The 16252-nt window shown below is 56.0% G+C and carries 18 protein-coding genes; all 18 read left to right on the top strand.

Annotated features, from left to right (window positions below):
* Positions 1-108: 108 nt before the first annotated feature.
* The 18 genes from MKY96_RS23010 (at position 109) to MKY96_RS22925 (ending at position 16242) form a co-directional block, all read left to right on the top strand.
* The gene (locus tag MKY96_RS23010) at positions 109-696 is read left to right on the top strand and encodes a TetR/AcrR family transcriptional regulator (protein ID WP_076079584.1); all 588 of its coding nucleotides are present in this window, start codon (positions 109-111) and stop codon (positions 694-696) included.
* Between the two features lie 109 nt (positions 697-805).
* The gene (locus MKY96_RS23005) at positions 806-2035 is read left to right on the top strand and encodes an MFS transporter (RefSeq protein WP_340943580.1); all 1230 of its coding nucleotides are present in this window, start codon (positions 806-808) and stop codon (positions 2033-2035) included.
* Between the two features lie 140 nt (positions 2036-2175).
* Positions 2176-2925, top strand: coding sequence for a winged helix-turn-helix domain-containing protein (locus MKY96_RS23000; RefSeq protein WP_340943578.1), 750 nt, complete (start codon positions 2176-2178; stop codon positions 2923-2925).
* 175 nt (positions 2926-3100) lie between these two features.
* Entirely contained in the window at positions 3101-3556 is a 456-nt protein-coding gene (locus MKY96_RS22995) for an SRPBCC family protein (RefSeq protein WP_340943575.1), read from the top strand.
* Positions 3557-3573: 17 nt separating this feature from the next.
* Complete coding sequence (locus tag MKY96_RS22990) at positions 3574-4887, top strand: beta-ketoacyl-[acyl-carrier-protein] synthase family protein (RefSeq protein ID WP_340943572.1); 1314 nt, start codon at positions 3574-3576, stop codon at positions 4885-4887.
* Positions 4884-6131 (top strand): beta-ketoacyl-[acyl-carrier-protein] synthase family protein, encoded by a 1248-nt coding sequence (locus MKY96_RS22985; protein WP_340943569.1) that lies wholly within the window; start codon positions 4884-4886, stop codon positions 6129-6131. Before MKY96_RS22990 ends, MKY96_RS22985 begins: the two co-directional genes overlap by 4 nt.
* Before the next feature lie 60 nt (positions 6132-6191).
* Positions 6192-6410 (top strand): phosphopantetheine-binding protein, encoded by a 219-nt coding sequence (locus tag MKY96_RS22980; protein WP_036723283.1) that lies wholly within the window; start codon positions 6192-6194, stop codon positions 6408-6410.
* Complete coding sequence (acpS, locus tag MKY96_RS22975; protein WP_340943567.1) at positions 6407-6787, top strand: holo-ACP synthase; 381 nt, start codon at positions 6407-6409, stop codon at positions 6785-6787. Before MKY96_RS22980 ends, acpS begins: the two co-directional genes overlap by 4 nt.
* 20 nt (positions 6788-6807) lie before the next feature.
* Positions 6808-8007 carry an MFS transporter gene (locus tag MKY96_RS22970; protein WP_340943565.1) on the top strand — a complete coding sequence of 400 codons (1200 nt, stop codon included), beginning with the start codon at positions 6808-6810 and terminating at the stop codon, positions 8005-8007.
* A 10-nt stretch (positions 8008-8017) separates the two neighbouring features.
* Positions 8018-8398 carry a cupin domain-containing protein gene (locus MKY96_RS22965; protein WP_340943563.1) on the top strand — a complete coding sequence of 127 codons (381 nt, stop codon included), beginning with the start codon at positions 8018-8020 and terminating at the stop codon, positions 8396-8398.
* A gap of 49 nt (positions 8399-8447) precedes the next feature.
* A complete protein-coding gene (locus MKY96_RS22960) occupies positions 8448-9413 on the top strand; it encodes an amidohydrolase family protein (protein ID WP_340943561.1) in 966 nt (321 codons plus the stop codon).
* Positions 9414-10184: a cyclase family protein gene (locus MKY96_RS22955; RefSeq protein ID WP_340943559.1), complete on the top strand. Its 771-nt coding sequence runs from the start codon at positions 9414-9416 to the stop codon at positions 10182-10184. It begins immediately after the preceding gene.
* Positions 10185-10237: 53 nt separating this feature from the next.
* Positions 10238-10546: a TIGR04076 family protein gene (locus tag MKY96_RS22950; protein WP_339254113.1), complete on the top strand. Its 309-nt coding sequence runs from the start codon at positions 10238-10240 to the stop codon at positions 10544-10546.
* 16 nt (positions 10547-10562) lie between these two features.
* Positions 10563-11930, top strand: a complete 1368-nt coding sequence (gene hemW / locus MKY96_RS22945; protein ID WP_340943555.1) for a radical SAM family heme chaperone HemW — start codon at positions 10563-10565, stop codon at positions 11928-11930.
* A 14-nt stretch (positions 11931-11944) separates the two neighbouring features.
* Complete coding sequence (locus tag MKY96_RS22940) at positions 11945-12262, top strand: carboxymuconolactone decarboxylase family protein (RefSeq protein WP_209878720.1); 318 nt, start codon at positions 11945-11947, stop codon at positions 12260-12262.
* A complete protein-coding gene (gene hemW / locus MKY96_RS22935) occupies positions 12252-13634 on the top strand; it encodes a radical SAM family heme chaperone HemW (RefSeq protein WP_340943553.1) in 1383 nt (460 codons plus the stop codon). The genes MKY96_RS22940 and hemW (MKY96_RS22935) overlap by 11 nt, the downstream gene beginning before the upstream one ends.
* On the top strand, positions 13631-15070 hold the full coding sequence (locus MKY96_RS22930) for a U32 family peptidase (RefSeq protein WP_340943551.1): 1440 nt from the start codon (positions 13631-13633) through the stop codon (positions 15068-15070). The genes hemW (MKY96_RS22935) and MKY96_RS22930 overlap by 4 nt, the downstream gene beginning before the upstream one ends.
* Positions 15067-16242 carry a flavodoxin family protein gene (locus MKY96_RS22925; protein ID WP_340943549.1) on the top strand — a complete coding sequence of 392 codons (1176 nt, stop codon included), beginning with the start codon at positions 15067-15069 and terminating at the stop codon, positions 16240-16242. The genes MKY96_RS22930 and MKY96_RS22925 overlap by 4 nt, the downstream gene beginning before the upstream one ends.
* The last annotated feature ends 10 nt before the right edge of the window (positions 16243-16252 follow it).

Here is a 16252-nt window from a genome sequence, read left to right as displayed (position 1 = left end):
GGGATGCTCTTTTCCGCTGTCGCACTCCATATAATAATCAGGCTTACATTCCCAAATATGAACCCATATAATTAAACCGAACAGTCGGTTTTTTGTAGGAGGGATGAAATGAGTACACCAAAAGGTTCAGTAAAGCGGAGTATGATCCTAGACCAGGCGTTGGAGCTTTTTGTGCAGAAGGGATATGCCGCCACCTCGATGGAGGATATCGTCAAGCACACCGGGGTCAGCAAGGGCAGCATTTATTACCATTTTTCCAGCAAAGATGATTTGTTTGTGAGTATGGTCGAAAAAATCAACCGCGAATGGGTGGAGGAGTGGTCTGAGATTCGCCGCCAATTTCCGGAGGTTGGAAGCAGACTAATGGGAGCAAGCTTGCATTTTGTGAACAGCTTCCAGAGTCCTCTGACGAAGGTGGCTGAAGAGTTCTCCATGAATATGCAGGAGGGTTACCAGGAGATACATCAGCGGCTGATTGAGATCTCAATGGTGCAGATTGAAGTATTTACCGAGATCTTCCGGGAGGGGATGGAGCAGCAGGTATTTACTATGGCGGACTCTAGCCGGCTGGCTGTGTTATTCACCAGTATGTTAAGCGGCTTGACGCTGTATCCCCAAGTGTTCCCCAAAGACGGGATGCACCAGCATACGCAAGAAGCGGTAGCTCTGTTATTGGAGGGAATTAAGAAGAAATGAATGAAGCGCAGCCTGTTCGAGTCGTTGAACCGCAGTTCTCGGGCTGGCCCGCTTCATTTGACAATTATTAAACCGAACGGTCAGTTTTATCGAAAAAGGAGGTAATACGATGAAAGAATTGTTGCGAAATCGGGTATTCCTGCTGGTGATGGCCTCGGATGTGCTGCAGCAGGTGGGGATTTGGGTGCGGAATATGGCTTTGCTCTATTATGTGGTGCAGCAGACGCAGGGTGACCCGGTGGCTGTGTCCTTGCTTACGGTGGTGGAATACGCGCCGATTTTCTTATTTTCCCTGGTGGGCGGTGTGCTGGCTGACCGCTGGCGCCCCAAGCGCACCATGATCTGGGGCGATGTTCTAAGCTTTCTCTCTATTGTGCCAATTTTATTTGTGGTGGCATGGGGATACTGGCAGGCGGTTTTTATTGTGACGATGATCTCCGCGATTGTGTCGCAGTTCTCCCAGCCATCCTCGGCCAAATTGCTTAAAACCCATGTTCCTGAACAAGAGCTGACGGCTGCCATGGCGATGACCCAGATGGTCGGCTCGCTGTTTATCATTCTGGGCCCCATCCTCGGCACCTTTGTTTACTACACCTTCGGAGTTATGGTTTCCTTGAGCAGCCTGCTGGTAATCTTTGCGCTTTCCGCTTGTTTTTTGCTCTTCCTGCCGGATTCACCGCGCTCCATGGAAAGGTTGTCAGTGCAGGCTGTGGTCAACGATTTACGCGGCGGACTGCTCTACCTGCGGGAACATGCCAACTTGAAAGTGTTGATGGTGATGTTTGGCGTCCTTGCTCTGGGAGCCGGTCTGACCGCTCCGCTTGACATCTTTCTGGTTACGGAGCGGCTGGGATTGGCAGAAGCAGACTTGCAGTGGTTTACCGCCTTGTCCGGCTTGGGCCTCCTGATCGGGGCAATAATCGCCGCCAGCCTGTCCGGTCGCCTTAAGGGCAAAGGGGTGGTTTTCGCCGGTTTGATTTTACTCGGGGCGGGGACAATGATTGAAGTATGGTCGGTCTGGCCCATTCTAACAGGCGGGATGCGGCTGATTACCGGTCTGTTCCTGGCTTTGACGCAGACTGTAATTGGCACGTATATGCTGACTTTGGTTCGGGCTGAATATATCGGACGGATTAATGGACTCATCACTCCAATTTTTACCGGGTGCACGCTGATCGGGACAGGACTTTCTGGTATGCTGGTGGCGCAAAGCTCGCTTATCTTTGTCTATATGCTATCCGGTTTGATTTTGATGCTGGCGGCCTTGGTAGCGCTTCGTCTACGCTTCGACTACCCTGCAGCTAAGCAGGCAGAGGGGGGAGAAACAGCGGGGAAGTAATGCAGATAGAGGGTTGTCCGTAAAACAGAGGACCGTAGCGAAAATGCGCGGCCCTTTTTTGTTCATTTTTCAAGTAAGAAGCTATGATATTTTTCCTTTTATATCCCAAAAAATACTATATTATAGAAAATGTAATCTTTGTGAAACCGGTAGTATTTGAGAAGAATGGGATTGGAGAGAAGTTCATGCGTGTTGCGCTGGTGTGTTGTGCAGATTCCACAGAGCCTTGTGAGGATTGCAGGTTTAAGAATGTTCATTCCTTTTTTGCACAGGTGTACGGTTGTAAGGTATTGCATTTCAAGGAGCTTGATGCGCTGGTCGATATTGTGAAGGAGGGCCTCCGGCTCGATGGTGTAATCATTAGCACCCCTGACTTCAACCCGGGATTCATTCATAAGATGCAATACCTGCAGCAGATGCATACGCTGAGAATATTCTTCATTGTGGAGGAGATCAGCGCTCACGGCAACCCTGTCCCCTTTCCTTCCAATCATATCTACATCAGCAGCTTTGAGCGCTACGGCTTCCAGGAGGAATTGTTCAGCCGGTTGCGCTGCTGGTTCGACGAAGGACTGGACCCTTATACACATCGCACCAGACAAATCAAGGATATCGCCCTTCATCTACACTCCAAATCCCTGAAGGTCGGAGAATTCGTCATTGAGCTTACCTGTAAAGAATTCGAACTCCTGGATCTGCTGCTGGAATGCCAAGGCCAGTACATCCCCACCGAGCAGATTCTGCACCAGCTGTGGGACAGGTATACATCCCCTGAGATTGTAAGGCAGTACGTATACAAGCTGAGGCACAAAATCGAGATCATCTCCGGACGAAGCGACATCATCCTGTTTCGCCGGGGGATCGGATATTCGGTGAACCCATTGATCTGACAGAGTTCTGTCAGGTCTTTTTTTTGTGCCCTGGGAAACACATAGATTGCACTCTTCCGTATCCTCCCATAAATCAACAATAACTGTAAATTAACGCAAGCTTAACAGCCGGGTTATGTCTCCTTCCGGGCTTAGGCGTTACGATGTCATTAATACGAATGGGGAGGCATATGGAGTGGCAACGATTCAGAACAGTATCTGGATTCACGCAGACCGGATCACCGTATTTGAGCGGACGAATGATATTGCGCACTGGACAGATTTATTCACGGAATATAAGGAAACGAGGGTGCTGGAGCAAGGGGAGGCCTACATCCGGTTTGAGCTGACGACACATCCCGAGGGGAACCGCCCTTCACGCACATGGGAATCAGAACGCTGGCTGGACCGGCCGAACTTCCGGATTACGGCCAGACGCCTTGCGCCGCTGCTGCCGTTCAAGCATATGAATCTCGAATGGCTCTATGAGGAGCAGGACGAAGGGACGTATATGACCTGGATTCAGGAATTCGAGGTAGATCCGGCAAGCGGGCTGAGCGGGGAGCAGGTGGAAGCGCATCTGAACCGCACGACCAAGGAACAGATGGCAGCTATCAAGCACAATATCGAGAAGCAAACGGTTCGGAGCTGAGGGCTTACATGGAGAATGTGACAAGAAAAAGAGTCGTAATCACTGGCATGGGGCTGCTTACCCCGCTGGGGAATACGCCGGAGCAGTTCTGGAGGAACAGCCTGCAGGGCAAGGTGGGATATGACCGCTTGCAGGGCTATGAGCATATGGCGCTCAAAAGCCGCGTTACCGGCACCATACCGCAGTTCGAGCATTTGGGCCGGACGGCTGATGAAGCGCAGCGGGCAGGCATGGGGCGGCCGGGTATTCTGGCGGTCAACGCTGCGATAAGGGCGGTTGCCGATGCGGGGCTTGTGTTCACGAAGGAGCTGCGGGAGCGTTCCGGGGTCTGCATCGCCAATGCGATTGCCGACACCCCGTTCTCGGAGCAGACCTTCCTGCGGATGACGGAGGGCGGGCAGGGGCCGATTGATCATGGACTCTGTCAGGAGGATTTGTACCGCAAGGGCATGTTCTCTTATATTGCCTTCGAAGTGGCGCATGAGTTCGGGCTTCAGGGAGAGGCACTGGTCATGTCCACAGGCTGCACGGGCGGCATTGATGCTGTCGGATATGGCTATGAGTCGATTACAGCCGGGGAACATGACGTGATGATCTGCGGCGCAGCGGAAGCACCGGTCAGCTCGATGACTATTTCCTCCTTCGATGCCATCGGTGCGTTAACCTCCAAGTTCAACGATGATCCGCAGCGGGCTTCGAGACCTTTTGAGAAGAACCGCAGCGGCTTCGTTCTCAGCGAAGGCTGTGCTGTTGTGGTGCTGGAGGAGCTGGAGCATGCGCTCCGGCGGATGGCACCGATCTATGGCGAGGTGACCGGATTCGCCAGTACGAATAACGCTTTTCATATGACCGATCTGCCGCAGGACGGGGATGCGCTCAGTCTGACGATGAACGAGGCGCTCGGCAACGCGGGCCTGACAGCGGAGGACATTCAATATATCAACGCACATGGAAGCTCGACTCCGCAGAATGATGCTTTTGAGACCGCCGCTTATAAAAGAACGTTCGGAGAGCTCGCCTACTCCATCCCGATCAGCTCCACGAAATCGATGGTAGGCCATCCGCTCTCGGCAGCGAGTGCCATTGAGATTGTACACTGCCTGCTGGCCTTGAACGAGGGCTATATCCCGCCAACCGCCAACCTGGACGAGCCGGACCCGGCCTGTGATTTGAATTATGTACCGAAAGAGGCGATCCAGCGCGACCTGTACCATATTCTGACCAATGCCAGCGGATTCTCCGGGATTCACTCCGCGATGATTCTGGCCGCGAACGAATACAGCAATCGGGCAGGCAAGCTTCAGACTGAACAATGGATGTGCAGCCTATGAAGAATACAGTATTCGTAACCGGAGTAGGGATGGTGGGGCCGTGCGGGAATAGTGCCGGGGCCTTCTGGGAAGGACTCCTGAGCGGCCGTAATTATATGACTCCGCTCCAGCTTGAGGGTACGACTGGTACCGCGCCTCCCTTCGCTGGACAAGTCCGCGGGATGGAGCCGGAGCGGGTCATCTCGAAGCGTCTGCTCAAGAAATGCTCCCGCTTCTCTGTCATGTCGATTCTGGCTGCGAAGGATGCCATGGATGATGCGCACTGGGAGCTGGATCAGATGAGCCGCGAGCGGATCGGCATCTTCGTCGGCAACAACTCGGGGGGCTGGGAGAGTGCGCGCAATGGCCTGCGTGTCCTCCATACTGAGGGGGCGCCCTTCATTGACCCGAATCTGGCGAGCAACTGGTTCCCGGCGGCGGCACAAGGGCATATGTCCCTGGCCTTCGATATCAAGGGCTACAGCAAGACGGTGATCGCCGACCGGAGCAGCGGGCTGCTCGCCATTGCGTATGCGGCCAGAGCCATCCGCAGCGGGATCATCGATGCGGCGATTGTGGGCGGAGCCGAGACGCCGCTTGATCCGTGGGCGCTGTCCTTCTATAACACGGAGGGGCTGCTGAATCTGAGTGCGGACCGCCCGCAGACGGCATACCGGCCGTTCGTGGAGGGACGCAGCGGGCTGGCCCTGGCTGAAGGAGCCGCGTTCCTCTGCCTCGAATCAGAGCGCAGCCTTCAGAAGCGCGAGGCGTCCCGCCGGGTACGGGCGAGCATCCAGGGCTTCGGCTTCACGAATGACGGCCAGGCCGCCGCCCCGCCTGAGGAGAGTATAGCGCAGTGTGCCAGGGCGATCCGGCTGGCGATCGGACATTCGGAGACGCAGCCGGAGAGAATCGGCTATCTGTCGCTGGATGGGGCCGCCTCCGCCCGCGAAGACGGAATTGAATGCTCGGCCATTCAGGAGGTGTTCGGCAGTAATACAGAAGCCAAGTGGGCGGGCTGCCCAAAGACCGTCTTCGGCAACACGATTGGAGCGGCAGGGGCGTTCGATGTCGCACTGAGCGTGCTGGCTATGAATCACGGGGAGCTGCCCGGCCTTTCGTATCTGGCAGAATCTGTTCAGGACAATGGCTTGAACTTCGTGCCGGGGATCAGCCGCCGGACCGCTGTGGAGTCTTCGCTGATTCTGTCCAGAGGGAGGGGGGGTGTCTCTTCGGCACTGGTTGTGAACAAGGAAGAGCTGTGAACCGTGAATTGTAAAGCAAGATGCGTAAGGCCCATTAACTCTAAAGGAAGGGTGTATCTAATGGTATTCGAGAAGGTAAAAGCAATCATTGAGGATATTGGCATTGAGGATGAGATTATCGAATCATCACGGCTCTATGACGATTTGGCCCTGGATTCAACAGAGCTGGCGCTGGTCTCTACAGCACTTGCGAAGGCGTTTGGCATCTTCATTGAGAGTAGGGTGCTTAAGACTTATTCTGTAGCCCAAGTGATCGAAGCCGTTGCCTTGAAGGCATGATCAGAGGGATCGGCATGGATCTGGTCAGTATCAGCTTCGTGGAGCAGATGCTGGCCAAGTGCGGTGAACTCTTCATCCAGCAGTACTATTCAATGGAAGAAAGGGAACTGTTCGCCTGTAAAAAAAGACATGCGGAACAGTTCCTGGCCGGCAGATTCGCCGCCAAAGAAGCGCTGCTGAAGGCCTTCGGCACCGGAATGAACTGTGAGCTGGACTGGAATGAGCTGGAGTTCCTCAACCTTCCCAGCGGCCAGCCCTATCTGGTCCGCAGCCGAAGACTGGAGTCTTATATACAGCAGCAGGAGAGCATCCACGTAAGCATTAGTCATCACGGTGATTATGCTGCTGCATTCATCATTATTGAGAGCAGTCAATGACTGTGAGGAGGACGAATCACATGAGCAACAACAAAATATTCACACTTTTGGCCATCAACATTCTGCTTGTATTCTCTATTATGGTCAGCATCTTCCCGATCGCACCCCTGATCAGCAGTGATCTCGGCATGACCTCCGGTGAGATTGGAACCATAGCGGGCATTGCCTCGCTGGTGATGACCTTTCTGTCCATTCCGTCCGGCGTGTTCGCAGACCGGTACGGGCGGAAGAAGATTATTATCGCCTCCATGGCATTATCGGCAGTGGCTGTATTTATGGTGGCTGCATCCCACGGAGTGCTGCTGTTCACGGCGGGGTGGCTGCTGTTCGGCTTCGCCAGAGGGTTCGTGTCCACGCCGATCTTCGCGGTGGTGATGGATGTGTGCAAGCCCGAGGAACGGGGCAGAGCGATGGGTATTGTGTCCGGGGCGATTGGCGCCGGGTCGGTGCTGGGGTATGTGGTGAGCGGGCTGCTGAGCAATTATTTCGGCTGGCATACCTCCTTCGCGGTGCTGGCTTCCCTGCTGCTGCTGTCCACGCTGGTTACTACGCTGCTGCTGCGGGAGACCGGAGTCAAGAATACAAGCCGGAGCATCGGGCAAGCCTTCAAAAGCTCCTTCAAATGGCTGGGCGTCCGCGAAATTCTGCTGGCAGGCATTGTGGGAACCCTGTGCTTCATGGTGGGTGTCTTCACTACCTTCCTGGTGCCGTTCGCGGCTAAGGAACAGGATATCTCCCTGGTGCTGCTCAGCTTGCTGTTCATTCCGTATGAAGCGGTAGCCTCGTTCGGGGCGGTCTTCATCGGCTGGATCTCGGATAAGGTAGGCAGACATGCGCCCCTGATCTGGGCCCAGTCGATCTGCGTGGGAGCGCTCGTGCTGCTGTATGCACTGGACTTCAACCCCTGGCTGCTGACCTTCGGCTATGCCCTGATCGGGCTTACGGAGGGGCCGATTATTACCCTGGTCAACACGATTATTACGGATAAGGTCATTAAGATTAATCCGATGGAGATGGGCGCGGCCTTAGGAACCTTCCGGACCCTTCAGGGGGTCGGGATTGCGCTGGGGTCCACGCTTGGCGGATTCTTCTACAGCCGGATTGGAACGCATCCCAGCTATCTGGTGGCCGCCGGGCTGATGGTGCTGACGATTCTGATCTCGCTGAGTCTGGGCAAAAAGGAAGAAGCAGGCGTCACCGAATATAAATCTGCGGGATAAGGGGTGCAGTATGAATCAGGTCTACACGAGAACAGTGGTCCATATGGATGAAGTGCCGGTGGTTCATTCCAGAGGAGGACAGATGCGCGTGCTGGCGAGTCCGGCGACTGTCGGGTCCACCCAGCTGATCATGGGCCATGTCCTGCTCCAGCCGGGAGAAGAGATCAAGGAGCATCTTCATGATTACGGCGAAGAGAATGTCTATGTCGTCCGAGGACGGGGAACGGCGTTCATCGAGGATATTCCGCATGCCATCCGGGAGAATAGCCTGTTCATTGCTCGAAGGGGTGAGCGGCACCGGGTAGTCAATGAGGGTCCGGGCGAGCTGGAGCTGGTCTTCGCTACAGCGCCGCTGGCCCCGAGGCCAGAGATTGGGCACAGAGAGGTCTGACCTCCCTTTTAGGCAATACCAATTCTAAGCAAAGTGGTGAGAAGACAACGTGAAGAGTGAGCTTGTGATTGTAGATACCCATGCCCATTTCGCCGTCAAGGAGAATAAGAGCCGGGAGCTTAGTCTGGCCGCAGCCGGGACCATCCCGGATTACAAGAAGCAGAAGGGCTTCGATGACCTGCAATATTTGAAGAAAATGGTGGGCGCTGACGGAAACGGCTTCGTGGACGAGAACAATATGCTGGAGGATTACCTCGCTTGTATGGACGAGAACCAGATTGCCATGAGCTGGGTCCATCAGCTGAGCTTCGAGGATGTCTACGGCTATGAGGTGCTGTCCAATGAGAAAATCGCCGAGGCGGTCCGCGCCCACCCCGACAAGCTGCGCGGCTTCGCCAGCGTCAATCCCTATAAGGGGAAGGAAGCGCTGGCGGAGCTGGATTATGCCATTAAGACGCTGGGCATGCAGGGCTTCAAGCTGAACCCCAATGATTACGGCGGCTTCGTCCTGAATGACCGGGATTTGCTGTATCCGCTGTATGAGCGGTGCAGCGAGCTGGGCGTTCCGGTCAGCGTGCATACCGGGATTACGCCGGGCAGTATTTTTCGGATGAAGCATAATTACCCGATTCTGCTCGATGATGTGGCTGTGGATTTTCCCGACCTGACCCTGATTGTTGAGCATATGGGCCATCCCTGGAATGACCTGTGCTATTACATGGTCGGCCGGCACGACAATATGTATGTGACGATCACGGCGGTAGCCAATATTCTGATTCACAATAACCCGAAGGTATTCCGCATGGAGCTGGCCAAGATGATCTCGGTCTGCGGCAGCCACAAGATCCTCTGGGGCTCGGACTGGACGGTTACCCCGAACATCGCCGAGGTGCTGAATTACATGCAAAAGGTAGTGATCCCGCTGCCCATGAAGCTGATGATGGGGGTGAAGGAGATCAAGCGGGAGGATGTCCAGAACATCCTGGGACGCAACGCACTCAGAATTATGAAGTAGGTGAGAACTTTGGCAGTTCAGTTCATTGATTTAAGCGTGCCGATGGAGCAGAATCCGGGCGAGCTGGCCCCGTACGGGTTCGAGCAGACCGGCCATCAGGAGGGGGCGGACCGCTTCGCCCGCCAATTCGACGGGAGCCGGAAGGACTTTCCGGGCGAAGAGTTCCTGAACATGGAGATGATCACCGCGTCCACCCATACCGGAACCCATTTCGATGCCCCCCTGCACTTCGGCTCCAGGAGTGAGGGAGAGCCGGCAGCATCCATTGACGAGGTGCCGCTGGAGTGGTGCTTCGGCGACGGGGTGGTACTGGATTTCACCCATATCCAGGCGGGTGAGGCTATTGAGAAGCGGGATATTGAGCAGGCGCTTGAGCGGATCGGTTACCAGCTGAAGCCGCTGGATATTGTACTGATCCGGACAGGTGCGGACCGGCACTGGGGAACCCCCCGGTATCTTACGGATTATCCGGGCATGAGCAGGGAGGCTACGGCATTCCTGACCGGCCAAGGTATCAGACTGATGGGCATTGACAGCTACGGGTTCGACCGTCCGTTCAAGCATATGATCAGTGATTATAAGCGGACCGGGGATAACGCCTATCTGTTCCCCGCTCACTTCTGGGGCAGAGAACAGACGTATTGCCACATGGAGCGCCTGGCGAATCTGGAGCAGATTCCGGTACCGTACGGGTTCAAGGTGGCTTGCTTTCCGATCAAGATCAGGCAGGCCGGTGCGTCCTGGGTACGGGCAGTAGCGATTATCGGGTAGCGCATTTCAGTGCAAGTGAAACGAATCACATATTAGATGAGGAGGAATTAGGGATGAATTATGAGTTTGAGCTTAAGGTTACGGGCGTTAAGGGGCATTGCCGGGCAGGACATAAGGAAGGGGATATCATGAAGGTCTCCCCGCTGAACGCAGGCAATCTCTGCGGAACGGCCTTTCATGCGGTCTTCCCGATGCTGCTGGCGCTGAACATGGATGCGAAGCTGCCGTGGGACCCGGAGGGCAATATTGTACACTCGGCTTGCCCGGATATGCGCAACCAGATGACTATGGAAATCCGCCGCATCCCGGTGGAGCCGTCCGGAGATTCTCCATATGCAGGCCGGATGCTGCAATCCAAATGAAGGGAGACCGCTCCATATGAATAATGCGAAGCTATACGTTGAAATGTTCAAGGAGAGAGATTCGATCTGCGTCTCGCATTATCCGGTGCCTGTCTCACAGCACACAGAGCCTGAGGTCCGGTCGCTGATGGAGCTGGAACAGGTGAATACCAAGGATACGCCGGTAGCGCTGTATCTGCATATTCCCTTTTGCGATGCGACCTGCTCGTTCTGCCCCTTCAACCGTTATCTGAAGCGGCAGGATCAGGTGGACCGCTACCTGGCTGCTGTCCGGCAGGAGATGGACAGCTATGCAGCTACGCCGTTTGGCAGCAGTGTTACGGTCTCCTCCATTAATCTGGGCGGCGGAACACCCTCCTGCCTGTCCTCGGAGGAGCTGACCGGACTCCTGCAATACATGAAGCAGTCCTTCCGCGTGGAAGAGGAGGCCATGATCTTCATCGAAGGCAACCCCCGTAATTTCACGGCGGACAAGCTGGAGACCTTGGCTTTGCAGGGCCTCAACCGGATCAGCGTGGGCGTGCAGACCTTCCAGGAGGAGCTTGCCGAGGTACTGGGACTGTATCACAGTGTCGAGGATTCGTTCGCATTAGTGAAGAATGCGCGTAACAGCGGTATTGAGAATGTCGGCATTGATCTGATGTACAATCTGCCGGGTCAGACGCTGGATCAATGGCGGGCGGATATCCTCACCTCCATCGAGCAGGAGATTGACCATATCTGTGTGATTTCCTTCTGTGTGGTGCCGCATACGCAGATCGCCTCGCGTATAGCGGACGGGAAGATACCGGGCATCGGGGATGTCTACCGGGAGATTGAGCTGTATACCATCGCCAAGGAGATGCTGCTGGAAGCCGGGTATGAGCAATACAGCGTCATAGATTTCGCCAAGCCGGGCAAGACGGACCGGCACGCCACCCTGTACTTCTCGGAGCAGGCGCATATGATCGGCATTGGCGCGGCTGCTTTTGGCATCATCAACGGCTACATGTATATCAACAGCGGCAATCTGAATGAATATATGACCCGCGTGCAGGATGGGCTGCTGCCGGTCAATTGCGGGGAGAAGGCCGACGAGCGGGAGCTGGCGCACGGGGCCATGGCCAAGGGGCTGCGGATGCTGTCCGTGAACCGTGCCGGGTTCGTGAAGATGTTCGGGCAGGAGCCGGAGCAGCTGTTCCCGGAGACGATAGAGCGTCTGGTGCAGGACGGGCTGCTGATTCAGGATGCGGAAGGGATTCGGCTGACTGAGGACGGCATTATATGGGGCAACAATGTGAGTAAGCAATTTTTCTCCGCGAAATATGCGGATTACGGGCTGCAGCACCGGATGAAGCTGGCCAAGGGACGCCCGGTGCAATCGGTACAATCGGTTCAATCATAAGGAGGGTATAGCTGATGAGCGATATGTTGATGAGAGTTAATCCGCAGGTAGGGGCCGCTTTTGATAGCATGTGCAAGTCGATTGAGGATACGGGGACGCTTGAGCCTAAGGTGCGGGAATTGATCCGGCTGGCTTGCGTAGTTACAGACCGTTCTACCTACGGCATCCGGCTGCATGCACTGAAGGCTTATGAGCTGGGTGCGAGTGCGGAGGAAGTGACAGAGACTGTGATGAATTGTCTGCCGGTGGCAGGGATTGAGGCTGTCTCCTCCGGTCTCGCTGCGGCATTGTCGGCTGTGGAAGCCAAGCGGGGTGTTCATCATGGCAGTTAAGACCACAACCAACGAATCCTTCTACAACGTCTATCCCCATAGAGATCCAATCTGTGTGTCCCACTATCCCAATCCTGTGACCGAGGTTACCCCGGCTGATATTTACGGAACAATGGGCCTTGGTGACCAGCCTCCGGCGCATAATGTCGGCGCAGTCTATGTCCATGTTCCCTTCTGTGCTTCCGTCTGTATCTTCTGCCCCTTCAACAAGATGGCCTATCAGGAAAAGCAGGTCGAGCAGTACATGGAGGCCGTCAAGGCCGAAATTGGCATCTATGCCTCTTCCCCGTATGGTTCGCAGTCCACGATCAGTGCGGTGACGTTCGGGGGCGGAACGCCTTCGGCTCTGTCTGCCGGGCGGATGGTTGAGATGCTGAAGAGCGTCCAGGAGAATTACCGGGTGACGCCGGATGCACAGATCTCATTCGAGGGCAGTCCGGCAACCTTGACGCTGGAGAAAATGCAGGCCATCCGTGCCCAGGGGGCGAACCGGATCAGCATCGGTATCCAGACCTTCAATGACAAGATGGGGCAGCATCTGCGGATGAGCCATGATTCCCGGCGGGCCTTCGAGGTGCTGGAGGAAGCGAAGGAGGCGGGCTTCGGGAACATCGGCATTGATCTGATGTACAACCTGCCTGAGCAGACCATGGAGGAATGGCTGGAGGATGTCCGTACGGCGGTACGTCTGGGCATCGACCATATCACGGTATTCTCTCTGTGTGTAGTACCCTTTACGGCACTGTTCAAAATGATTAAGGAAGGCAAGATTCCGCCAACCGGCAGTGTCGAGCTGGAAGTGGATATGTACCTGGAAGCCAAACGGCTGCTGCAGGAAGAGGGTTATGTCCAGTACAGCGTGTGGGATTTCGCCAAGCCGGGGTTCGAGGACCGGCATGTCCTCTTGTACTATACCCAGCAGAAGGATCTGTTCGCGCACGGCCCGGCCGCCTTCGGTTATGTCAACAAGCTGATGTATATCAACCAGGGGGATATTCAGGAGTACAGCGACCGGCTCCAGCAGCAGTTCCTGTCCGTCTTCATCGCAAGTCAGGCGGATGATCTGGAAGCGATGCACGGGATGATGGCCAAGGGCCTGCGGATGCTGTCCGTGAAGCGGAAGGATTTCACCGGCATGTTCGGATTCCAGCCGGAGGAGGTCTTCGGTACGACGATCGATGAGCTGGTAGCCAAAGGCCTGCTGGAAACGGATGAGCATGAGATCCGCCTGTCCGCGAGAGGTATTGTCTGGGGCAACAACGTCTGTAAGGAATTCTTCTCGGAAGCGAACCAGCAGACCTTCGAGAGCCGTGTGAAGCTGGCACGCGGACAAAAGCCGGCTGAGGCTGCCGGAGAGGAGCTGAAGGGATGAAGCTGTCTGTCGGCACGAACTTTGATGACCGGTTGCCCATCCTGCTGAAGGATTCGCATGTGGATGTTTTCTACGGCAAGCTGTCCTCTGATCTGGTGGGCGGCGGAAGACCAACCTTTGCACTGCCTACCATAGACCGGGCGAGGGTGGAGGAGCATGTGAAGCTCCTGCATGCCTACGGGTTCAAGTTCAATTATCTGCTGAACGCTACCTGTCTGGATAACCTGGAGACGACGAAGGATTTCCATTACCGCCTGCGCGAGCTGCTGGAATGGATCGGCACGCTGCAGCCGGAATATGTGACGGTATCGCTCCCGATGCTGATTGACATGGTGCGCACCGCGCTGCCGGATGTGAAGATCAGCCTGTCTACCTTTGCCAATGTGAACACGCTGAGACAAGCCCAATATTTCGAGGAAAAAGGCGTCAGCGAGATTACCCTGCCCGAGAGCCGGAACCGTGACTTCGCCTTCCTGGAGAGCCTGCGCAAGAATACCCGCTGCGACTATCAGCTCATTGCGACCAATGACTGTATGCTGGATTGCCCGATGCGCCATAATCATGCGAATTTTCAGAGCCACGCCTCGCAGTGTAACCATGTGACGGACGGCTTCGCGCTGGATTATTATATGCTGCGCTGTACGGAGCGTAAGCTCCAGCACCCGGAGGAGCTGCTGAAGTCGCAGTGGATTCGCCCGGAGGACATGTATATCTATGAAGAGCTGGGCTATCACAAGTTCAAGCTGACCGAGCGGATGAAGACCACGGAGAAGATTGCGGCTACTGCGCAGTCTTACTCCGGGCGGAAGTATCAGGGCAACCTGCTCAGCCTGCTCAATTCGCGGATGGCGGAGGCCGACTTCGAAATGCCGAACTTCTCGAAGAACATCAAGGAGGATTTCGCACCGTCCGACAAAATGAGACAGGTCTACCGCCTGCTGTTCAGCTTCCAGGCCAGCATCGACAACGAGAGTCTGGAAGGCTTCCTGGAGGGCTTCCGCTCGAAGCGCTGCGACCGGATGGACTGTGACAAGTGTGGCTACTGTGCCGAATGGGCCAGCCGGACCGTGTCCATGGCAAAGCCCGGGGATGAGGCGCTGAAGGAATTCGAGCAGCTGTTCGCGGCGCTCGCTTCGGGAAGCTTCTTCGAGTCAGCGCCAGGAGCGAAGGCGGTCTGGAGCGCGGAGGGCGAGAGTCTCCTGGGCGCGGTCATTGGGCGCAAGCCTGAGTTCATCCGCGATATGGCTGGTCCTGAGATCCGTAAGAAGTCTGAGGAGCTGGCGGCTGCCCGGGGAAGTGCCCAGGTCTTACGGCAGGATGTCGCCAAGGCCAATGTACTGTGTACCCCGGCAGATTTCCGGATGTTCGCACTTAGCGATCTGCGGGCGCTGGGCTTCGATACGGCTGAGCTGGACTTAGAGGAGGCAGCCGGATGAAGAAGATCATCGGGCTTGCCGGGTCCATGAAGAAGCATCACAGCTCCAGCGAATATCTGCTCTCCGTTGCGCTTGAAGCCGCAGCGGAGCAGGGGGTGCAGACGGAGCTGCTGCGGCTGAATGATTACAACATTCTGCCCTGTGACGGCTGCGGCAACTGCATGAACGGCAAGCACTGCCACCTGCTGAAGGACCCGGAGGATCAATTGACAGAGCTGTACGACAAGCTGAAGGAGGCGGACGGATTCGTCTTCGCCTCCCCGGTCTATGCGCTCTCGCTTCCGGCCGTCTGGAAGAACTGGATCGACCGCTGCGAGCCGTGCAGCGACGAGGATCTGGACTTCGAGTACTACAATTATGACCGGGTAGCCGGAGTGAAGGGTAAGGCGTTCAAGGGCAAGGTAGCCGGACAGATTGTTGTCGCAGCGGGACCGGGGCATGAATGGGCGCTGGCCTCGCTGATGCCCTGCTTCACGGCGATCAAGCTGTCGATGATTGCCAGCGCGGGCATCAGCCTGATTGAATATGACGGCCAGCCGGGTATCCGCAAGCGCTCCTGGAGCAAGCCGATTGAAGAAGCGGAAGAGGCGAAGATGATGGCCCGGGCGGTCGGGATGCGGGTGGCCTCCTCCTTGGGCTTCTCTTACTTCGACCTTCCCGGGCAGTCGGGGGCAGGGCAAGGACAGGGAAGCGGGGGGCAGGACCCTATGGAGCAGAGCCAGGAACGCGGGGTGCAGGCTGAAGTCTGGTCTGTCTTCACTGTGCAGGACGTCCGGGATGAGGAGGTTACGCTCGGTGAACTGGCTTCGATTCAGCCGCGCATCTTCGTTATCGGCGATCAGCAGGCCAGCCTCCGCTGCGGGCCGCTGCTGGAACAGCTGGAGCAGCAGTTCGGCGGGAGCGCAGACTGTGCGCTGATTGCAAGAGTGGGGCAGCTGCCCCACTTCATCACGCATGAATTCGTGAAGGAGAAGACAAGCCAGACCGTTCCCGGCTTCACGCTCTACTATGACTGGGAGGATAAGCTGGCCTCAAGCTGCACCCTGGAGCCCGGACAGCCGGCCATTCTGGTAGGCAGAAGCCCCGGGGAGTGGCGGTTGTTTGCAGTCGATGAAGCAGACGGCCGGGATATAGACCGGGTCGTGGACTATCTGGAGGAAGCTGTCGTATGAGCGGCCCGGC

The organism is Paenibacillus sp. FSL R7-0302, from assembly GCF_038006885.1.
Taxonomy (GTDB): Bacteria; Bacillota; Bacilli; order Paenibacillales; family Paenibacillaceae; genus Paenibacillus_AQ.
Note: the sequence above shows the minus strand (reverse complement) of the source record. Positions and strands in the feature narration are given on the sequence as shown.